Origin of the sequence: Azonexus hydrophilus DSM 23864 (assembly GCF_000429605.1) — a bacterium.
In the GTDB taxonomy this organism is placed as follows: domain Bacteria; phylum Pseudomonadota; class Gammaproteobacteria; order Burkholderiales; family Rhodocyclaceae; genus Azonexus; species Azonexus hydrophilus.
In genome coordinates this window covers 178525-196496 of sequence record NZ_AUCE01000016.1, presented here as the reverse complement: position 1 = coordinate 196496, position 17972 = coordinate 178525, and the positions used below count along the sequence as shown (strand labels likewise).

The following is a 17972-nucleotide window of genomic DNA, read 5'->3' as shown; positions in this document are numbered from 1 at the left end:
GGCGCGCACCGAGAGCACCAACAACTATCAGGGCGTCAGCGGCGACCGCGATTACAACGTGGCCGAGGTGGTGTTCAGCTGGAATCTGTTCAACGGCGGTTCGGACCGGGCACGTGAGCGTCAGTACATGGAGCGCAAGCACCTGGCGGTGGAAATGCGCGAAAAGGCCTGCCGCGATACGCGTCAGACGCTGCTGATCGCCTATAACGACGTACTGCGCTTGAAAGAACAGGCCAGCTATCTGGCAATTCAGGTGGCCTTGCTGGAAAAGACGCGCGACGCTTATCGCGACCAGTTCAACGTCGGTCAGCGCACGCTGCTCGACTTGCTGGATACCGAGAACGAATTGCTGTCGGCGCGGCGCGCCTCGGTCAACGCCGATACCGACCTGACGCTGGCCTACCTGCGTACCTACGCCGGCATGGGTTCGCTGCTGGAATTCATGGGGCTGCAGAAACTGGACACCCATACGCCGACCGCTGCCGAACTGGCCGAAGTCGATGCAGCCTCGCTGTGTCCGGCCGATGCCGTCACCCAGCAAGCCTCGGCGCGTGAGGCGCTTGATGCCAAGGCGCGGGAGATGATGGTCGTACCGCGAGCGCCCATGGTCATGCAAGCCTCGTCAGGCCCGGTCGGCGACATCGAAAGCCGGGTACGCTCGTGGGCGGAAGCCTGGTCGGCGAAGAACTACTCGGCCTATGCCGCGTTCTATGCACCGACCTTCACGCCGGACGGCGGCCTGTCCCGCGAAGACTGGGACCAATTGCGCCGTGCCCGCATTCTGCCTAGAGAAACGATCACGATAGGCATCGAAGCCATGAGGGTAAAAATGCAGGGCGAAGATCGCGCAATCGCGGAATTCGAACAGACCTACCGCTCGAACATCTACAACGACCGGGTCTTCAAGACGCTGGAGATGATCAAGGTCGACGACAGATGGCTGATCAACCGTGAAAGCTCTCGCCCCTGCGCCGGCAATACCGTTGGTGGATGCAGTGTCAGCGGGGGGACAGCGCCTCGCGCAGGGCATCGATAAATCTGGGCAAACGATCAGCCAGAGGCAGCAAGGCCAGTTCGGCTGCTGCCCGGTCGCCTTGCTTGAGGGCCTTATCCAGTTCGGTCACCAATTGGTGGATGGGTAAGGCCCCGATACTTCCTGCCGCGCCTTTGAGCTTGTGGGCAACTTTCTCGGCAGCGAGCAGATCATTTTTCTCGATCAATTCCGCGAGTGTCTGCGCATCGGTCGCGTGATCGGCAACACACATTGCGAGAACCTTCCGGTAGCCGGCCAGCTTCCCACGCACCAATCGTAGGCCAGTCTCCAGATCGAGATCGGCGATTCCGGCAAGTCTTGCCCGCAACTCGCCATCGTCATCGACGACGGTTTCGGATGCCTGCTCTTCTGGCGCGGTGGCTCCCGCCTCGACAAATTCCCCCGTCACCGGCAACCATTTGAGCAAAGTGGCATAGAGCATGTCCGGATCAACCGGCTTGGCGACATGATCGTTCATGCCGGCAAGCATCGCGGCCAGGCGATCCTCATCGAAGGCGTTGGCGGTCATGGCCAGAATGGGGATGTCCTGCCAGCCGGCCAGGGCGCGAATTGCCCGGGTCGCTTCGAGACCATCGAGATTCGGCATCTGAATATCCATCAGCACCAGGTCGTAGCGCTGTTTACGCGCAAGCTCCAAGGCCTCGACACCGTCCTCGGCAACATCGACCGCCAGATTGACCGCGTGCAACAGCTCAAGTGCGACTTCGCGGTTCACCGGATGATCCTCGGCCAGCAGCAAGCGGGCGCGCTGGTGCCGGGATCGCAGTTGAAACTCGGCGTCTGCGACCTGCGTTGGTGTCACCGGCAAAACGCCGTGGCCGCGCTGCAAACGGGCGGTGAACCAGAAAGTGCTTCCCTGGCCGGCCACGCTTTCTGCCCCGGCGGATCCGCCCATCATCTCTGCCAGTCGGCGGGTGATCGACAACCCCAGTCCGGTGCCGCCATATTGCCGTGTGGTTGACGCATCGGCCTGGGTGAAGGACTGGAACAATCCGGCCAGCTTTTCCGGCGCAATGCCAATCCCCGTATCGCTGACCGAAAAGCGGACAAACAACGCATCGCCATCCTCTTCCAGCAGTTCAGCAGCAAGCGTTACATGACCTTGCGCCGTGAACTTCAGGGCATTGCTGGCGTAATTGAGCAAGCATTGGCGAAGCCGCATGACATCACCGCGCAGCCAGACCGGCACGGCGTCGGGATCGACACGGATTTCCAGCCCCCGCTCTTTAGCCGCATCGGCGATCATCGAGTGCACGTGGTCAAGTACCGCGGGCAACGCGAAGTCACTATGTTCCAGCTGCAACTTGCCCGCTTCGATCTTGGAAATATCCAGGATGTCGTTGATGATCGATAGCAGATGCTTGCCGGCAGCGTCGATTTTTCCCAGTCGTTCAACCTGCTCAGGGCTGGCATCACCGCGCAGCAGATGCGTCAGACCGATAATGGCATTCATCGGTGTCCGGATTTCGTGCGACATATTGGCGAGAAAACTGCTCTTCGCCTGATTGGCAGCTTCCGCCGCACTTTTCGCCGCAGCCAGTTCAGCCGTGCGCGTGGCGACCTGCTCCTCAAGATGCTTGCGATAAGTGTTCAGCTCGGCTTCCGCCAGCAGGTGCTCGTCAATTTCACGCTGCAATGCTGCGTGCTGCTTGCCCAGCGTCGTGCGCATGGCATCGAAATCATGGACAAGTTCGCCCATGACATCCTGGCCGGCCACCGGCAAAGGCGTGTCGTACTTTCCCTGGGCGAGCTCCGATGCAGCCAGTGCCAGCCGTCGCAAGGGGCGATGGATCAGGGCCTCAACCATGAGCGCGATGGTCACGATCGCCAGCACCAGCAAGGCCATCATCGCCAATCCGGAATTGATGACTTCGGCACGCTGTTCGGCCAGATAGGAGGACAGGTCAACATGCGCCTCCATGATTGCCAGCGGGCGGCCACCAAATTTCAATTCCACCTTGAGGGATCGGACATCCGCTTGTTGCGTCGAGATCGCTGGCGCATCCCCGGTTAACAAGGGATAGAGTTGCCGCGCCCGGGTATCGATCAGGGAAATGAATAACCAATCGGGATTCTTGGCCATCAAAGCGTCGAGGTTCTCGTTGATGATGTCGAGTTGCTGCCCCATCACCATCGGCACAAGGGTTTCGGCCATACTCTCCAGATGGCGTTGCATGGACTGGAGGTGATCCCGTTCGATGCGCTCGAGCGAACGCGGCAGCCAATAGGCCTGGATGCTTACCCCGGCAAGGCCAAGCGCAAACAACAGCGGCAGGATCAACTTCCAGCGTAGCGACATCAGACCTCAATGACCCAGATAATTATCCAGCTTCAAAGCCTTCAGGACCTGATAATCCTCGACGTGAGCCGGTACCGCCTCACGCATGGGGATCTCGGCGAGCAGTGCGCGTCCCTGCGGCTCGGCAGACATTTCCAGGAAAGCCCGCTGCACTTTCATGCGTACATCGGCAGGAACCCGTGGGTGCCCGGCAATCGGATGTGAAGGCACCTCGCGCGTCTGATGCAAGACCTTCAAGCTGCCCCGGATACGCTCACTTTCCTCGGCAAACGCTTTTTGCACGGAGCCCCCAGCATCGGCCAGACCGTTGACCACATGCAGGAACACCGAACTGTGAGACTTGGCGATCAGCGGACGGGTCTTGACGCCAAAATCCCGGTCGAGTTCGGCGCGCAACAGCAGACTCGCGCCCAACGCGGACATCGAGGGCACCGCCAGCGTCTTGTCTTGCAGATCCTCGACGCGTTGTACCGGGCTGTCCTTGCGCACCACCAGAATCCCGCGCAGCGGCGCGCCATCGCGAATCAAGGGGTGATAGCCGGGCTGCCGGTCAATCAGCGGCATCATGTACGGATTGACGTAAATGAAGTCGTAGCGCCCATTCTTCGCATCACTATCGTACTCGCTGACAGACAAGGAAGTGACCAGCTCGAAGCGCAGCCCGGTACGTCGCTGTAATTCATCAATGATGGGCTGCCAGATACCGAACAACTTGCGCCGCTCGAACTGTGGGGCCACGGAAAAAGTGTAACTCTGTTCGCCAGCCGGAGTCGCAACAGCAGCAAAAGGTATCAGGCCAAACAGGCTGGTCAGACAGATCAGCAGGAGTTTTTTCATGGAAGGTCGCCAGAGAGCCACGCGCCCATTATCCACGCTTTACCCAGCGAACTGAGCATTGGTTTTTTGTGGCTGGACGGGAAACTGGCTACTCAACTTGGTCAGCGCACCAGATACGGTGCCCCGCACGAGAGATCGAAGGTGCTCACGTCGGCCACGCTGAGCTGTATCCCCAGCAAGGAAAGCACCGGATTCAGGATCGCATCCAGCAGCGAAAACACCGGCGCCAACACCGAAAGAATCGCCGACAGTACGTCGCCGAGCGGCAACGTCAGACCCAGCAGCACCACATCGAGATCAAGATTCGACAGCAGCTGGGCAAACAGGCCGGTGGTCGACAGCCCGGATACCCGCTGCGTATTCTCGGCATTGAACGGCCCGGTAAACACCAGCGTATCGCCGCCACTGGGCACATCGACCACGGCGCTGGCACGCACCTGCAGCAGCCCCAGCACATTGAGAATCGTGGCCGGGGTGACGCTCGCCGATGCGGCACGATTCGTCATCGCATCCGGATTCACATCGCCGACATACAGCCGGGCGGCGCTCGACGCTGCCCCGACCGTCACTTCGCTATCTTCGCGGGGCCAACGACAATCGATCGCCTCGACCCATGCTTCCCCTGCCCCGACTTCGAGATAGATCGGCAAACGCAGCAGGCCGCCGAGCACCTCGCCCACCAGCAGATCGAGCTTCACCCGCCATTGCGCGTTGTGCGCCGTCGTGCGCCAGGCACCCGAGGCATCCAGCCCGGCCGGCCCGACAGCGATCGACGGCTTTTCCAGCATGGTGAGTGCCAGATTCAGATCGACCAGGCCGGGCAGACTGACCCCCACGATCGGAAGATTGAGGAAGTGATCGCCGTTCGCCACCTGGGCGCTCAGGGTCAGCAATTGCAGCAGGTTGAGATCGACGCCGGCCGCCTGATGGCCCGACACCAACCCCAGATCGATCAGGTCGCCCAATTTCAGCCGCAGCGCCGGATCGACCTGCAGGGCCAGCACATTGAGCGTATCGACCACCGTCGCATCCAGGCCAAGCAGGCTCTTTTGCTGCAAAGCCTGAGCACTCAGGTCGAGCAATTCGCGCACCGAAAGATCGGCATCGAGCAGGCCTTCGACCGTACCGATGCTGGCGTGTGCCTTGACCAGGTCGAGCAGGCTGACTGCTGTTCCGAGCAGGCCCTCGTAGGCAATCGCGCTCAGATTCAGCGAGGTGTTGAGCAAGCCACCAAGAATGGCGTTGAGCAGGACCGACATCTCGGTATTGACCGTCGCCACCGAAGCGGACACGCTGATGCCGGCGATATCCTGCCGCACTGCCGTGGCCGTGGCCGACATTTCCCGGCTGCCGAGGGCAAAGAAATACGGCTGCTGTTCGCTGACCGTGACTTGCACGGCATTCCAGAGTGCCGACGCCCCCCCCGGGAAAAACTCCCTGGCGCTGGTGTCGTAATACCCGGGAATGGCAATCAGCGAGCGACCCTTGCTACCGGGTAGCACATAGTCGTTGCCGGCCGCAGCATCGAGCGCAATCGCCTGGGCGCTCGACGGATCGTTGACCGCAGAAAGTGCAGCAGTGTCGGCCACCGTCTGCAGGTAGCGGCGCTCATGAAAGAGACTGCCCAGATCGACAGCCAGCAAAGCAGCACCGATCGCCAGGGACATGGCGACGGCAGCCATGACCAGAATGGCACCGCGCTGCGCAGCTGAGTTCATCCGGTTCGGCCTGGCTTATTTTGTCGTGACTGCCGGCATGGACGAGCCCGCACCACCCGAATTGCCCGAAGTATCGGGCATCGGCCGGTTGAACGCGTCGAGGTAGCGCTGCTGCGCCCGGGCGGCGACCTCACCCTGCATTGGTCGAGGCTCACCCGCCACGGCACCCGAACGCTGCAAGTCCAGTATCGACTGCGTTGCCTGGCCAATGGCCGGCGGCGGTTCTGCGGGCGAACTGGCCGGCCGGGCGTCATCGGCCCAGGCGGCAAATCCGCACAGCAGCAGGCTAAGCGGCGCGAGACACCTGATATCCATTGCGTTTCTCCTGTAATGCCTTGTTGGCCAGGCAGGCCTTGATGTAGCCCTGCATCAATTCGAACGACAAGGGCTTGTGAAACACCGTGATTTCCGGCGGCAGGCCACCGCGCGCATCGATTTCGTGCGCCTCCATCCCGCTCACAACCACGATGTTGAGCGACGAAAGCGCGTTATCAGCCCGCAGCACCTTGATGATCTCGAACCCGTCCACGCCCGAAATACGCAGGTCGGTCACCAGCAAATCGGGCGGCGCACGGCCAATTTCCACCAGGGCTTCAAATACGCTCTTCACAAAAACGAAGCGCACCGGCAAGCCCCAGGCTTCCATGGTCAGCCGGTACAGGTGCAGCATGTCTTCATCGTCTTCGAGCACCAGCACCGTGAAGCGGTTGTCCTGGGGAACGATCTCGGCGACCGGCTGCACCTCGGGCACCACAGCGTCCTCGCCCAGCCGCTCCTTGACCAGGGCCTGAACCGAACTCAGCGGCACACGCCGGTGCCCACCATCGGTTTTCCAGGCCTTGAGCACGCCCGCTTCAACCCACAATTGCACCGTACGCAGCGAGACATTCAGCATTTCCGCTGCCTCACGCGTTGTGCAATACACCTCACCACTGGGTACCGTCGTCTGTTTTCTCTTCATCTTGCTATCCGTTCCTTTTCCCTTATCAGAAAAGCCCTATTGAACTGCCCGACGGCCGGACAAACCGGCCGATTCCTCACGCAACTGAGCGCGCTGGGCATCCGTCATGCCCAAACGCTCCATCATTTTTTCTGCCAGCCCGGCCTCCCCAAGCAACAGGTAAAGCATGGCCAGATTGGCGCCCGCCTGCGCATTGCCGGCGTCCAGTTCAAAGGCCTTGGCCAGATTCGTTCTCGCAGGACCATAGCGCCCGGCCTGCATCTGCACATAACCCAGATCGTTCAAAATCCGGGTATCGATCGGCGCCAGGCGGTTGGCCTGGATCAGCAGCCGTTCGCCGGCCTCATGCTGGCCCTTGCTGACGGCAATCAGGCCCAGGCCATGCAGTGCCCGGGGCATGGGATTTTTCCCGGTCAGCCGCTCGTAAATGACCGCCGCTTCATCGAGCGAACCGGTCTGGCGCAAGGCATCGGCCCGTAGCAGCTGGGCTTGCCGGTTATCGGGCCATTTCTGGTCGAAAGCATCCAGATGCGCCAGGGCCGCGTAATGCATCCGGCGTTGCTGCAAGCCCTCGATCAACTGCAGGTAGAGCGCCGGATCGTTCATATCCTGCCGCAAGACCTGGCCGTCCTCGGCCACGGCGGCTGGCGCACCGGCACCTTGAGCCGCTGCCGACAACGGCAGGCCAAGCATCAAGGCCAGCCCTGCCGACAAGAATCGCACACGCCATGCCACCATCACGACATTCCTCCAAGCGCCTTGAATACGGCCACGAATCCCGGCCCCGCCGTCACCAGCATGAGGGCCGGCAACAGGAAGACCACCATCACCACGACCATTCTCGTGGCGAGCTTGCCGACGTACTCCTGCGCTTCGAACCGCCTGCGCTCGGTCAGACGCTGGGAAAACTTCCGCAGGGGTTCCTGAACCGCCGCCCCGTAATAATCGGTGTGGGTAATCAGGGCGACCAGTTCGGTCAAATCCTCGACATCCATCTGCCGCGCCATGAGCTGCAGCGCTTCCGTTCGGCTGCGTCCGCTGCGGATCGCGCTGGCGACCACGGCAAGCTCGCTGGAAAGCACCGGCAACCCGAGTTTGGGATTTTCCGCAAACAGATTGATGGCCTGCTCGAAACTCACCCCGACGCTGTGCATCATGCGCAGGAAATCAATGAACACGGGCAATTCGGCTTCCAGCTGACGATGCCGGCGATGGGCAAGAAAGCGCAGGACAAAGCGCGGCAGCAGGTAGGCCGCGATCCCCGCCGCAACCATGCGCAAGGCGCCGTTGCCACTGTCGGACAGACTCGTGTAAGTCGCAGCCACCACCAGCACGAGCACCAGAAATACCCAACGAGCCGTCTGGAAGGCCATCGCCGGCTTCGTGCCGCGAATCCCGATCTTGGTCAGCAAGCGGCGTTCTTCGCCTTCGTCGTCGCCGGCCGCTGCCACCGGCAGCCGCCCGGAAATCCGCAACATGAACCGTTCAAGTTCGTTGAAGCGTTCGGGCACACCGGCGTCGGCGACCGCCGCGCCCGGATCGAGCATCCGGTTGATCGCCTCAAAACGCCGCTTCTGCTCCAGCTTGCGCAAGGCGTTCTGCAGGCTGGCAAACAGCAGGCTGCCGGCGCCGATCACGCCCAAGGCAACGCTGGCGGCGACCAGCCAGGGAAGTTGATCGATCATGATCGCAACCTCGCCATCCGGAACAGGAGAAGCATCCCGATGATCTGCAGGGCAAACGCGACGAGAAGCAGCTTGCGCCCCGTCGGATCGGTCCACATGCCCAGCAGGTAGCCTGGATTGCTGATCATGGTCATCGCCGCCACCACCACCGGCAGGGCGCTGAGAATCCAGGCACTCGCCCGCGTCTCGGCGGTCATCGCCTTCAGTTCCTGTTGCGAACGCAGGCGCTCCCGCATCGTCGTGGACAGACGCTCAAGTACGGCGTGGGCGTTCCCGCCGTAACGCATGCCCAGATGGAACACCGAAGCGACGAAACCGAGTTCCTTGATGCCATAGATTTGGGCAATCTGGCTCAATGCATCCTCAATGGACTGCCCGGCCTGGGTACGCAACACCACTTGCCGGCAGATCGACTGCAGTGGATCCTCGCACTCCTCGGTGGCATTGCGAAATGCCAGTTCAAGACCGCAGCCCACGCTCAGGATGCGCGAAATGCTCTCGAGAAAACTGGGCAGCTGATCGACCAGTTGATCCCGGAAGCGCTCAGCCCGAAAGCGCAGGAATAGCCAGACCAGCACCGGATAAACGAGCAGCAGCACGGTCAGCGCATAGACAAAACCAAGAAACAGTTCGGCAAACAGCACCAGCGGCAACGCCGGCGCCGCCAGGGAAAAATACATCCTGCGCGTGGTCGGCAGACCCGCGCGCTGCAGCAGGCGATCCAGGAAATCGGGCGTCCACACCGATGGCGCTTCCTGAGGCGGCGCGACCAGACGATCGCTCTGCCGGCTCAGCACCTCGTTCAGGCGCTGGATACCGGCAAGATTGCGCTTCCTGCGCCCAGCCTCGCGGATGAACAGCATGCCGGCAAGCAGCATCAAGGTGCTCGCCAGGAGGATCGCGAATAGCGCCTCAGTCACCGGCACTCCTTCCGATACCCTGTCCCAGCTTGGCGAGCTTGCGCGACTGCGGCTGGCAAGGTCGGGAAAACACGCCATCGCGGCCGTTCGGCCCCGGATCGAAGCGATAGAGTTCCTGCATCGCCACCACATCGTCCTGCATGCCGGTAATCTCGCTGATCGACATGACGCGCCGGGCGCCGCTGGGGAGTCTGGCCAACTGGACGATCAGATCCACGGCCCCGGCAATCTGCCGCCGGAGATTGAATTCGCTGCCCTGCCAACCGCCGAAATGCAGCAGCATTTCCAGGCGGTGCATGCACTCCCGCGGCGAGTTGGTGTGGATCGTGGACATCGAACCGTCGTGGCCGGTATTCATCGCCTGCAACATGTCGACCGCCTCCCCGCCCCGGACTTCGCCGACGATGATGCGATCCGGGCGCATGCGCAGACTGTTGCGCAGGAGGTCGCGGGGCGTCACCTCGGCGACGTTCTCCAGACCGCCGGGACGCGACTCAAGACGGACCACATGCTCGTGCAGCAACTGCAGCTCGGCGGCATCCTCGATGGTGATCACGCGCTCGCCATCGGGAATGAACTGGGCCAGCATGTTCAGGAACGAGGTTTTGCCCGAACCGGTACCGCCGCTGATCAGGATGTTGCAACGCATGCGCGTAGCCTGCGCGAGAAAGTCGAGCATCTCCTGATTGAGCGTGCCGTAAGCGAGCATGTCCGAAGCCTGCAAGGGCTTGGCGCGGAACTTGCGGATCGACAGCACCGGGCCGTTGAGCGAAACCGGCGGAATGATCACGTTCAGGCGCCCGCCATTGGGCAGGCGGGCATCGACCATCGGACTGCCTTCGTCAACACGCCGTCCCAGCGGCGCGATCATCCGCTGGATGATGCGCATCAGGTGACGGTTGTCGATGAAACGCACCCGGCTGCGCTGGAGCAGCCCGTTTTTCTCGATGAAAACTTCCTTGTAGCCATTGACCAGGATATCGGCCACGGCATCGTTGTCCATGAGTTCCTGCAACGGCCCCAGGCCGGTCAGTTCGTCGGTCAGTTCCTTGACGATGGCCTGGATGTCGCTCATGTTCAGCGGTGCCCGGTGATTGGCCACGAAATCTTCGACCTCCTGCTGGACGAAACGCTGGGTCACATGCGCCGGCCAACTGGCAAAGTCCACGCTCAGGTCTTCAATGCGCTCGACCAGGCGCTGGTGAATCACCCCCTTGATGTCCTGGAACTCGTCGGACTGGCGGAAATCCCCCTTGGGGTCGGAACCGAGCGTGAAATCGAAATCCATGATGGCTCCTAGTACCCCACCCACGACTGGAGCTTCTGCAGCCAGGCCGGACGATCACCCTCGCTGGCGATTGCACCGCCCTCGCCGCCTGCCTGCTGCCGCGCCAGCTTGCGCAGCACCTGCACATAAGGGTCGCCCGGCGCCAGATCGAGCAGCAAACGCCCCTGATTGGCGCAGTCGATGAACTTGTCCGGCCGCGCCGGAAGCTCCAGCAAGAGACGCAGGCCCAGATGTTGCGCCAACTGTTCGGGTTTGAGTTCGATCCGGCTGTCCACCTTGCCGGCGACCAGCCCGATGCGTTCCGTATTCACCCCGCGATCACGGAAATTGGACAGCATCAGCCGGGCCGAAAAAGTCGACGCCACGGTCTGTTCGCTGATCAGCAAGGTCTGGTCGCTGACCCCGAGCGCGTAGAGCAGCAGATCGGTACCGGCAAAGCCGCCCAGATCGACCACCACCACCTTGAAGTAGGACTTCAACAGGCTGAGCAGGGTCATCGCATCGGCCGGCGCGATGTCGCGCAGCTCGGCGAGGTTCTGGGGCAACGTCAGCAGCGCCAGGCCGCTCTTGTGATGGGCAAACGCCGTACTGAGCAAGGCCTGATCGAGACGGCGCAGACTGCGCACCGCATCGCAGAAGTTGAAATTGACCCGGGTATCGAGATAGAGGGCGGCATCCCCCGAGGGATAACCGAAATCGAGCAGCAACACCCGTTCGTCGGGCATGATTTCCTGCTTGAGCAACAGCGCGAGATGCGCTGCCGCCGTCGTGGTGCCGACACCGGGCCGCGCCCCCAGCAGGCTGATCATCTTGCCCGAGGATTGCGACGGCGAACCGGGCGTGCGCTCCATCACCAGTTTGAGCGAACGGATGATGTTTTCGGTCGGCGAAGCCAGTTCCACGAAATCGCGCGCCCCCGAACGCATGGCTTCAACAATCAGTTCCGAATCCGAACGCGGCGCAAACCCGACGATCCACAGCCTGGGATAAACCGATAGCAGCTTGCCGGCCAGGGCCGAGGCATCCTGCAGACGTTCCCGGCTGTAATCGATGAAGACGACGCTGGCCCCCATGGATCCGACCAGCTGTATCAGGACATCGCTGTTCCAGTGCAACCACACCGATACGCCAACTCCCTTGACCGCCTCGCTCAGTTGATTGAAGCGGCCTTCGTCCTCAGTCACCACGATGAAACGCGTTTCCATGCTCCGACTCCGATTACTGGGACAGGCCGGTGATGCTGCGGTTGAAATCGTCATCCGACATCAACCAGCTTTCCATCAGACCGGTACCTTGTTTGGCAAAGGCGGCGCCAGGCAGCTCGCCGAGTTCGGTACCCGCCGCCAACGGGCGAACCAGGCGGGGCGTGACGATGAACACCAGCTCCTTGTCTTCCCGGGCAAGGCTCACGCTCTTGAAGAAGGCGCCAAGCAGGGGCACATCCCCCAGGCCGGGCACCTTGTTGATGTTGCGCATGAGATTCTGGCTGACCAGCCCGCCAATGACGAAGCTCTCGCCGTTGCCCAACTCGACGCTGGTGGAAGCCCGGCGCGTCGTCAGGCTGGGAACCGAAACTCCATTGATCGTGATCCCGTTCTCGAAATCGAGATCGCTGACTTCCGGCGTCACGGTCAGGGCAATGCGGTTACTGGTCAGTACGGTCGGCGAGACCTGCAGGCGAATGCCATAGGGTTTGTACTGGATCGTCGTCTGCCCCAGCGCCTGCGGAACCGGCACGGGGAACTCGCCGCCGGCCAGGAAATCGGCATCCCGCCCGCTTTGCGCGACCAGCGTTGGTTGCGCCAGGGTGCGGGCAAAACCGTTGCCTTCGAGCAGGCTCACCACCCCCAGGAGATTGTTCTTCGACGAGCCGATCAGCAGATTCAAGGCCTGGGAAACCGGCAGGCTGGCCTCGGCGGTAATCGCACCATTGCTCAATTGCGCCTTGCTCAGGCTACCCGGCGCATAGGCGCCAAAACTGAAGCCCGACTTGTTCGACAGGAAGCTCATGCCGGCCCGGTTCATGACCTTGCGGCTGAACTCCACCACCCGCACATCGATCTGCACTTCACCGCCCAGATCGACGGTACTGCGATCAAGCAGGGGCGCCGCATCCTTGCCGGCGCTCAGGTGACGTGCACCTTCACGGGCAGCGACAAGCGTGGCGACATCCGGAGCGCTGCCGCTCAGTATCCGCAGATCGCCGGCCGCCTTGAGCGCCAGACCACCTTCGCTCCCATCGCCGACGGTCGGCACGCTGACCAGGATGCGCCGCTCTTCGGCCTTGGCCTGACCGCGCAACCAGATCAACAGGCTGGTGATGCCGGGCTCCTTGCCCTGAACGATGAACTGCCGGGGCGAAATCACCCGGATTGCCGCCACCGCTTCGTTACCGACCGCCACCCGGGCAATCGACTGGCGCATGTCGACGACTGCCTGCCCGCCCGCATCGACGCGCAGCAGATCGGCAGCCGACGTATCCGCCCAGACGGCGCCGCTGGCCGCAAGCAGGCTAGCCAGCATCACATTGCGCACCACCTGGCATCCCTTGATCCAGCGCCGCATCATTGCCTTGCTCCCTGAAAATGCACCGTGGTTTCGTTCAATCCATGCATGACCCGAACGGTCGAGCCGGCCGGCTTCGCACCTGGCGCCTGGCTGCCAGCCTGGGCACCGGGACGAGCGGCAGGGGTCGTCGTCCCCAGATCCTTGAGCCGGAAGGTCGTCATGACCGGCGCTTCGCCAGCCACCTGATCCGCAGGCGCACCGGGTTTCTGACGCGGATGCAGGGCCAGCAGCAGACGCCCGGCCTCGGCGGCCAGCGCCAGTTTTTCCACATCGCCTACCGGAATGGCGAGCACTGCCGTACGCGCCGTCTCGATCTTGCTTGCCCCCTTTTTGCCAGCCTCGGCGGCTTCCTGGCTGCCGAAGGCCACCACGCGCAGGCCGGGGAGCAACAGGCGGGCATGGGAATCGGCGATTTCCTCGTTGTTTCGCCGGAAGGTCGCGAACACATCGACACGATCCCCCGGGTGAATTCGATTGCCGACGGCAACCACCTCATCGACCTTGATCGCCACGGCACGTTCGCCGGGCTGCAGTTCATGGATCGCGGCCACCGGCGTCGGTGGCATGATGCGCTCGCTCAGCAGGGCTTCACCCGCTGCGATATCGACCGGCGTCACCGTGCCGACGAGGCGTGTCACATCGTCGAAGCTGCCGGCCGGTCGTTCCGGAAAATTCATCACGCGCAGATTTTCGGCAGTCAGGCGGGCACCCGCATCGATACGCGAGGCGGCAACCACCACCGCGTAGGTTTTGGCTGCCTCCGGCATCATTTGCTTGCTGATGGTCCAGGCATAGACTGCCAGACCGATGGCCGCCGCCACCAGCATGATCCCGACGAGTCGTTGTGTTTTCCCCACCGTCTTTCTCCCCTGCCGGCCCCTGGCCGGTCAATACACTGCATCCAGTTGAACCTTGGCCCGTCCTTCCAGGCGCTCGGGCAGCACGATCCCCATGGCCGGCAAACCCGGCACCAGCGGATTCGCGGCATAGTCGTAACTGATCAGGACATCGACGCACATGTAAGGCGTCCCGGTGCAAGCTGCAGCCGTCACTTGCGGCGCGGGCGCCCTGGCGCCCAGCCAGGCCAGACTTTCCGCTGCGACGGTTTCCGCCAGCGCCATGCGCTCGGGCAAGCCCCCTACATCCCGCACCGCCGCCCGCGCGCCCTCGTTGGCCGACTGAACCAGCGAGTGCTTGATGGCGAACACCAGGCCATAAGCCACCATGGCGTACATGAGCATGAAGAACAGGACAAAGACGAGCGCGAACTCGATCACCACCGCCCCGCCCTGACGACGCCCCGCCCCCATCATGCAAATCTCCCCTTGATCGCCGGCAACCATTCCGGATGTCCCAGCCAGACGACAGCCACGAAGGCAAGCGCCAGGCAGGCACCGTAAGGAACACGCATCGCCAGTCGATCGCTGAGCCAGTCGCCGCCGGCCAGTCGCCGCCAGGCCCGGGGAAATCCGCGGATGGCGACAGCCGCGACACCGGCGATCAATGAGCCGATCACGAATACGCTGGCCAGAATTTCGAAGCCCCCCAGCCAACCGATCACCGCCAGAAACTTGACATCACCAGCCCCCATCCAGCCCGCAAGATAGAACGGGACAAAACAGGCCAGCGCCAAGGCCAGCGCCATCACTCCTTCGAGCAGCGCATGCCCGAACGGCAGGACGCCACGCCCCACCAGGACCACCGCCCCGAGCGCCAGACCGGCCAGCAACCAGACATTGGGCAGCTTGCGACGACGCACGTCGCTTGCCGCCAGGGTCGCTGCCCAGAAGGTCAACATCACCTGAACCACCATGCTTGATTCAGCCAGCCGCCGATCCGTCGCGATCAGCGAACCGGCAAGCGATCAGGGCAAGGCGTTCTTGATGGTCTCGAAAACATCCTTGAGCTTGTCGCCCAAGTCCGTGATCGAAAGAATGATCGCGACGGCGATCAGCGCGGCAATCAAGCCATACTCAACCGCCGTTGCCCCTTCTTCATCGCGCAAAAAGCGCAGGAAAGCCTGTTTCATTGCCGCCCTCTCTTTCAAAAATGCTAGATTAATTCGTTTTATTCATTATGCACCAGCACAGACGAAAGTCAATGCCGACAGCAATTCTGGACCGCCTCAAGAAGCGCCAGCGGACTGAATGGCTTGACGATGTACTGGTCCGCCCCGGCACGTTCTCCGGCCTCGATATCGGCCACCTGCCCCTTGGCGGTCAGCAGGAAAACCTTGGTGGCGGCGGTCAGGGGGTCAAGCTTGATCGCCTGACAAAGTTGCAGGCCGTCGATACCGCCAGGCAGCATGATGTCGAGGATGACCAGATCGGGCTTGAAACTGCGGATTTCCGTCAGCGCATCGAGCGCATGCTCCAACTCGCGGATTTCAGCCCCCAGGGGATCGAGCGCAAGCCGGATCAGAAAGCGCAGATCGCTTTCGTCATCGACAATCAGGATGCGCGGCGGACTCGCTGACGAGCTCATTGCACTTCCTTGGCAACCGGAAGCCACAGAATCACGGTCGTGCCCTCGCCCGGCTCGCTTTGCACCTCGACCTCACCGGCGAAGAACCGCATGTATTCCTTGACCAGCGCCATCCCCAGACCGGTTCCCTGAATGCCGGGATGACTGTTGGCACGGTAGAAGCGGTCGAAAATCCGGGCGGATTGTTCGGGCGTCATGCCTATCCCCTCATCGGTGACCGCGATCCCCACGAACGCCTGCTCATTGGCTATCTTTTCCCGATACGAGACGATCACCTGGCCACCCGCCGGAGAGTATTTCACCGCATTGCTCAGAACGTTGATGATGCACTGCTGCAACTTGTCGCTATCGACACTAACCTTCTGCTGCAGCTTCGGCCAATCCATGACCAGACGATGCGTTGCCTCCGGAAAATGCTGGGAGGCAATGGCGTTGAGCAACACGGGAGTCACGTCCTGGACGCTCATCTTGAAGTTCTTGCCGCCCCGCGCCTCGATCCGCGACAGGTCGAGCAGTTCATTGACCAGATTGATGAGGTTCTTGGTCTGGCGGTGAATCCGCGTCAGCAGATCTTTCTGCATGGCCGGCTCGAACTCGCGCGACAAAAGCATTTCCGAGAAACCGAAAATGCTCGACATCGGCGTGCGCAGCTCATGCGCAGCCGTGGACAGGAAATCGCTCTTCATCTGATCGACCTCGCTCTCGCTGGTCACGTCGCGCAAATAGATGACATGGCCCCGCGCCCCCTCACCGGGCAGGGCGCGGCTCTGCCAGCGGATGACGACCTTGCGCGGCAGCTTCAGTTCGAACATCCCGTCCGACTGCGTCCCTTCATCGACAAACACCGGCCGGCGATCCCCGCGCTCTTCCAGTTGCCGTTCGAGCAGGTAAAGCTCGTGCCCGACGCAGGCAGACTCCGGCAAACCGGTCATGGTGACAAAAGCCGGATTGACGAAACTCACGGCCCCCTTGGGATCGACAAAGACAAAACCATCCGGCCCGAGATCGAGAATCGCATCGCGAATGCCGTTGCTGCGGGCCAGTTCGGCTTCGGCGGCCTTCCGGGCTTCGATGTCGGCCAGTACGCCCGCCAGAACCGTCTTGCCTTCAACGCGGGTGGTACGCACGCCAGCGGAAAACCAGCGGAACCAGCCGTCAGCGCCGCGAATGCGTAACTCGCAGTTCAGGCTTGCCTCGGGATTGCTCTTGATCTCCTGGAGGTAGCGGAAGAAGGTCAAGCGGTCCTCTTCCTCAAGGTAATCCTGCAGTCGCTCACCCAGCGATTGGGCCACCGGATGCCCGGTCAATTCCTCCCAGGCCGCATTGATCATGACAAGGCGCCCGTCCGGGTCCGCCCGGAAGATCACTTGCGTCACGCCTTCAAGGACGGCGCGGTAAGCCTCCTTGCTGCTCACCAGCGCCTGTTCGGCCTCACGACGGGCAGTGATATCGGTCAGCGCGCCGATCATGCGCACCACCTCACCGCCCGGGTCGCGAATCGCCACCCCGCTCTGCTGCACCCAGCGGTAATTGCCGTCGGCGTGCCGCAGCCGATGCTCGGCGGCAAACAGGTTCGACTGACCGCCCATATGCGCCTCCAGCAGCCGCGTGACCATGCCCAGATCGTCCGGATGCACGCGCTGCAGCCAGGGCAAGCCATGAATGGCGGTATCATCCTCGGCAAAACCCAGCAGGCTCTTCCAGCGCGGCGAGTAATAGGTGATGCCGGCGCTCACGCGCCAATCCCAGACGCCGATATCGCAACCCTGCAGCGCCACCTTCAGCCGTTCTTCGCTTTCGGACAACTGGCGCCGGTCTTCGCGCCAGACACTCAACACCCGGTCCAGCGTCATACCCAGGGCGCCAACCGCATCCGGCCCGCGCACCCCGCAACGAGCGCCACCATCGCCCTCCGCGAACCGCTCCAGGGCACGCGCCACGCGGCGTAGCCGAAAACGCGTGAAGGCAAACTGGAAGACCAGCAGGAAGAACAGGATTCCGATCAGGAACACCGACAGCGATCCCCCCCAGAAACTCACCGGCACGGCGTTAGCGGGTGACTCAGCAAATACACCGGTGCTTATCAGCGCGCCCAGTGCAGCCAACACCCCCTGTTTTGCATTTTTGTGGCTCATTATCATTTCCGTGCATTTATGCT

At 62.1% G+C, this 17972-nt stretch carries 18 protein-coding genes; 1 reads left to right on the top strand and 17 read right to left on the bottom strand.

Annotated features, from left to right (window positions below; translation table 11 throughout):
- Window positions 1-1036, top strand: a 1036-nt coding sequence (locus G471_RS18360) for a TolC family protein (protein ID WP_169720486.1), incomplete at its 5' end; no start/stop codon positions are given.
- On the opposite strand, the gene G471_RS17250 is transcribed toward G471_RS18360, so the two are convergent.
- From G471_RS17250 to G471_RS18345, 17 genes are all read right to left on the bottom strand, one after another.
- Window positions 999-3353, bottom strand: coding sequence for a response regulator (locus tag G471_RS17250; RefSeq protein WP_051295402.1), 2355 nt, complete (start codon window positions 3351-3353; stop codon window positions 999-1001). The genes G471_RS18360 and G471_RS17250 overlap by 38 nt on opposite strands.
- 6 nt (window positions 3354-3359) lie before the next feature.
- Window positions 3360-4190 carry a phosphate/phosphite/phosphonate ABC transporter substrate-binding protein gene (locus tag G471_RS0109200; RefSeq protein WP_028995090.1) on the bottom strand — a complete coding sequence of 277 codons (831 nt, stop codon included), beginning with the start codon at window positions 4188-4190 and terminating at the stop codon, window positions 3360-3362.
- Window positions 4191-4291: 101 nt separating this feature from the next.
- Window positions 4292-5908, bottom strand: a complete 1617-nt coding sequence (locus tag G471_RS0109195) for a TadG family pilus assembly protein (protein WP_028995089.1) — start codon at window positions 5906-5908, stop codon at window positions 4292-4294.
- Window positions 5909-5923: 15 nt separating this feature from the next.
- Window positions 5924-6223: a DUF3613 domain-containing protein gene (locus G471_RS0109190; protein WP_028995088.1), complete on the bottom strand. Its 300-nt coding sequence runs from the start codon at window positions 6221-6223 to the stop codon at window positions 5924-5926.
- Window positions 6195-6869, bottom strand: coding sequence for an excisionase family DNA-binding protein (locus G471_RS17245; protein WP_081700190.1), 675 nt, complete (start codon window positions 6867-6869; stop codon window positions 6195-6197). Before G471_RS17245 ends, G471_RS0109190 begins: the two co-directional genes overlap by 29 nt.
- Before the next feature lie 36 nt (window positions 6870-6905).
- Complete coding sequence (locus G471_RS17240; protein WP_211226411.1) at window positions 6906-7592, bottom strand: tetratricopeptide repeat protein; 687 nt, start codon at window positions 7590-7592, stop codon at window positions 6906-6908.
- A 14-nt stretch (window positions 7593-7606) separates the two neighbouring features.
- Window positions 7607-8554, bottom strand: a complete 948-nt coding sequence (locus tag G471_RS0109175) for a type II secretion system F family protein (RefSeq protein ID WP_028995087.1) — start codon at window positions 8552-8554, stop codon at window positions 7607-7609.
- On the bottom strand, window positions 8551-9474 hold the full coding sequence (locus G471_RS18355; protein ID WP_157272486.1) for a type II secretion system F family protein: 924 nt from the start codon (window positions 9472-9474) through the stop codon (window positions 8551-8553). Before G471_RS18355 ends, G471_RS0109175 begins: the two co-directional genes overlap by 4 nt.
- On the bottom strand, window positions 9467-10762 hold the full coding sequence (locus G471_RS0109165; RefSeq protein ID WP_028995086.1) for a TadA family conjugal transfer-associated ATPase: 1296 nt from the start codon (window positions 10760-10762) through the stop codon (window positions 9467-9469). Before G471_RS0109165 ends, G471_RS18355 begins: the two co-directional genes overlap by 8 nt.
- Window positions 10763-10770: 8 nt before the next feature.
- Window positions 10771-11967, bottom strand: coding sequence for a CpaE/TadZ family protein (locus tag G471_RS17230; RefSeq protein WP_051295398.1), 1197 nt, complete (start codon window positions 11965-11967; stop codon window positions 10771-10773).
- Window positions 11968-11980: 13 nt separating this feature from the next.
- Complete coding sequence (locus G471_RS17225; RefSeq protein ID WP_051295397.1) at window positions 11981-13330, bottom strand: type II and III secretion system protein family protein; 1350 nt, start codon at window positions 13328-13330, stop codon at window positions 11981-11983.
- A complete protein-coding gene (gene cpaB / locus G471_RS17220) occupies window positions 13327-14187 on the bottom strand; it encodes a Flp pilus assembly protein CpaB (protein WP_157272485.1) in 861 nt (286 codons plus the stop codon). The genes G471_RS17225 and cpaB overlap by 4 nt, the downstream gene beginning before the upstream one ends.
- A 30-nt stretch (window positions 14188-14217) precedes the next feature.
- A complete protein-coding gene (locus G471_RS0109145) occupies window positions 14218-14643 on the bottom strand; it encodes a TadE/TadG family type IV pilus assembly protein (RefSeq protein WP_043421284.1) in 426 nt (141 codons plus the stop codon).
- The gene (locus G471_RS18350) at window positions 14640-15128 is read right to left on the bottom strand and encodes an A24 family peptidase (protein WP_157272484.1); all 489 of its coding nucleotides are present in this window, start codon (window positions 15126-15128) and stop codon (window positions 14640-14642) included. The genes G471_RS0109145 and G471_RS18350 overlap by 4 nt, the downstream gene beginning before the upstream one ends.
- A 66-nt stretch (window positions 15129-15194) precedes the next feature.
- The gene (locus G471_RS18735; protein ID WP_081700187.1) at window positions 15195-15359 is read right to left on the bottom strand and encodes a Flp family type IVb pilin; all 165 of its coding nucleotides are present in this window, start codon (window positions 15357-15359) and stop codon (window positions 15195-15197) included.
- Between the two features lie 68 nt (window positions 15360-15427).
- Window positions 15428-15814: a response regulator transcription factor gene (locus G471_RS0109130; RefSeq protein WP_028995084.1), complete on the bottom strand. Its 387-nt coding sequence runs from the start codon at window positions 15812-15814 to the stop codon at window positions 15428-15430.
- Complete coding sequence (locus G471_RS18345) at window positions 15811-17949, bottom strand: PAS domain-containing sensor histidine kinase (protein ID WP_169720485.1); 2139 nt, start codon at window positions 17947-17949, stop codon at window positions 15811-15813. The genes G471_RS0109130 and G471_RS18345 overlap by 4 nt, the downstream gene beginning before the upstream one ends.
- Window positions 17950-17972: the final 23 nt, after the last annotated feature.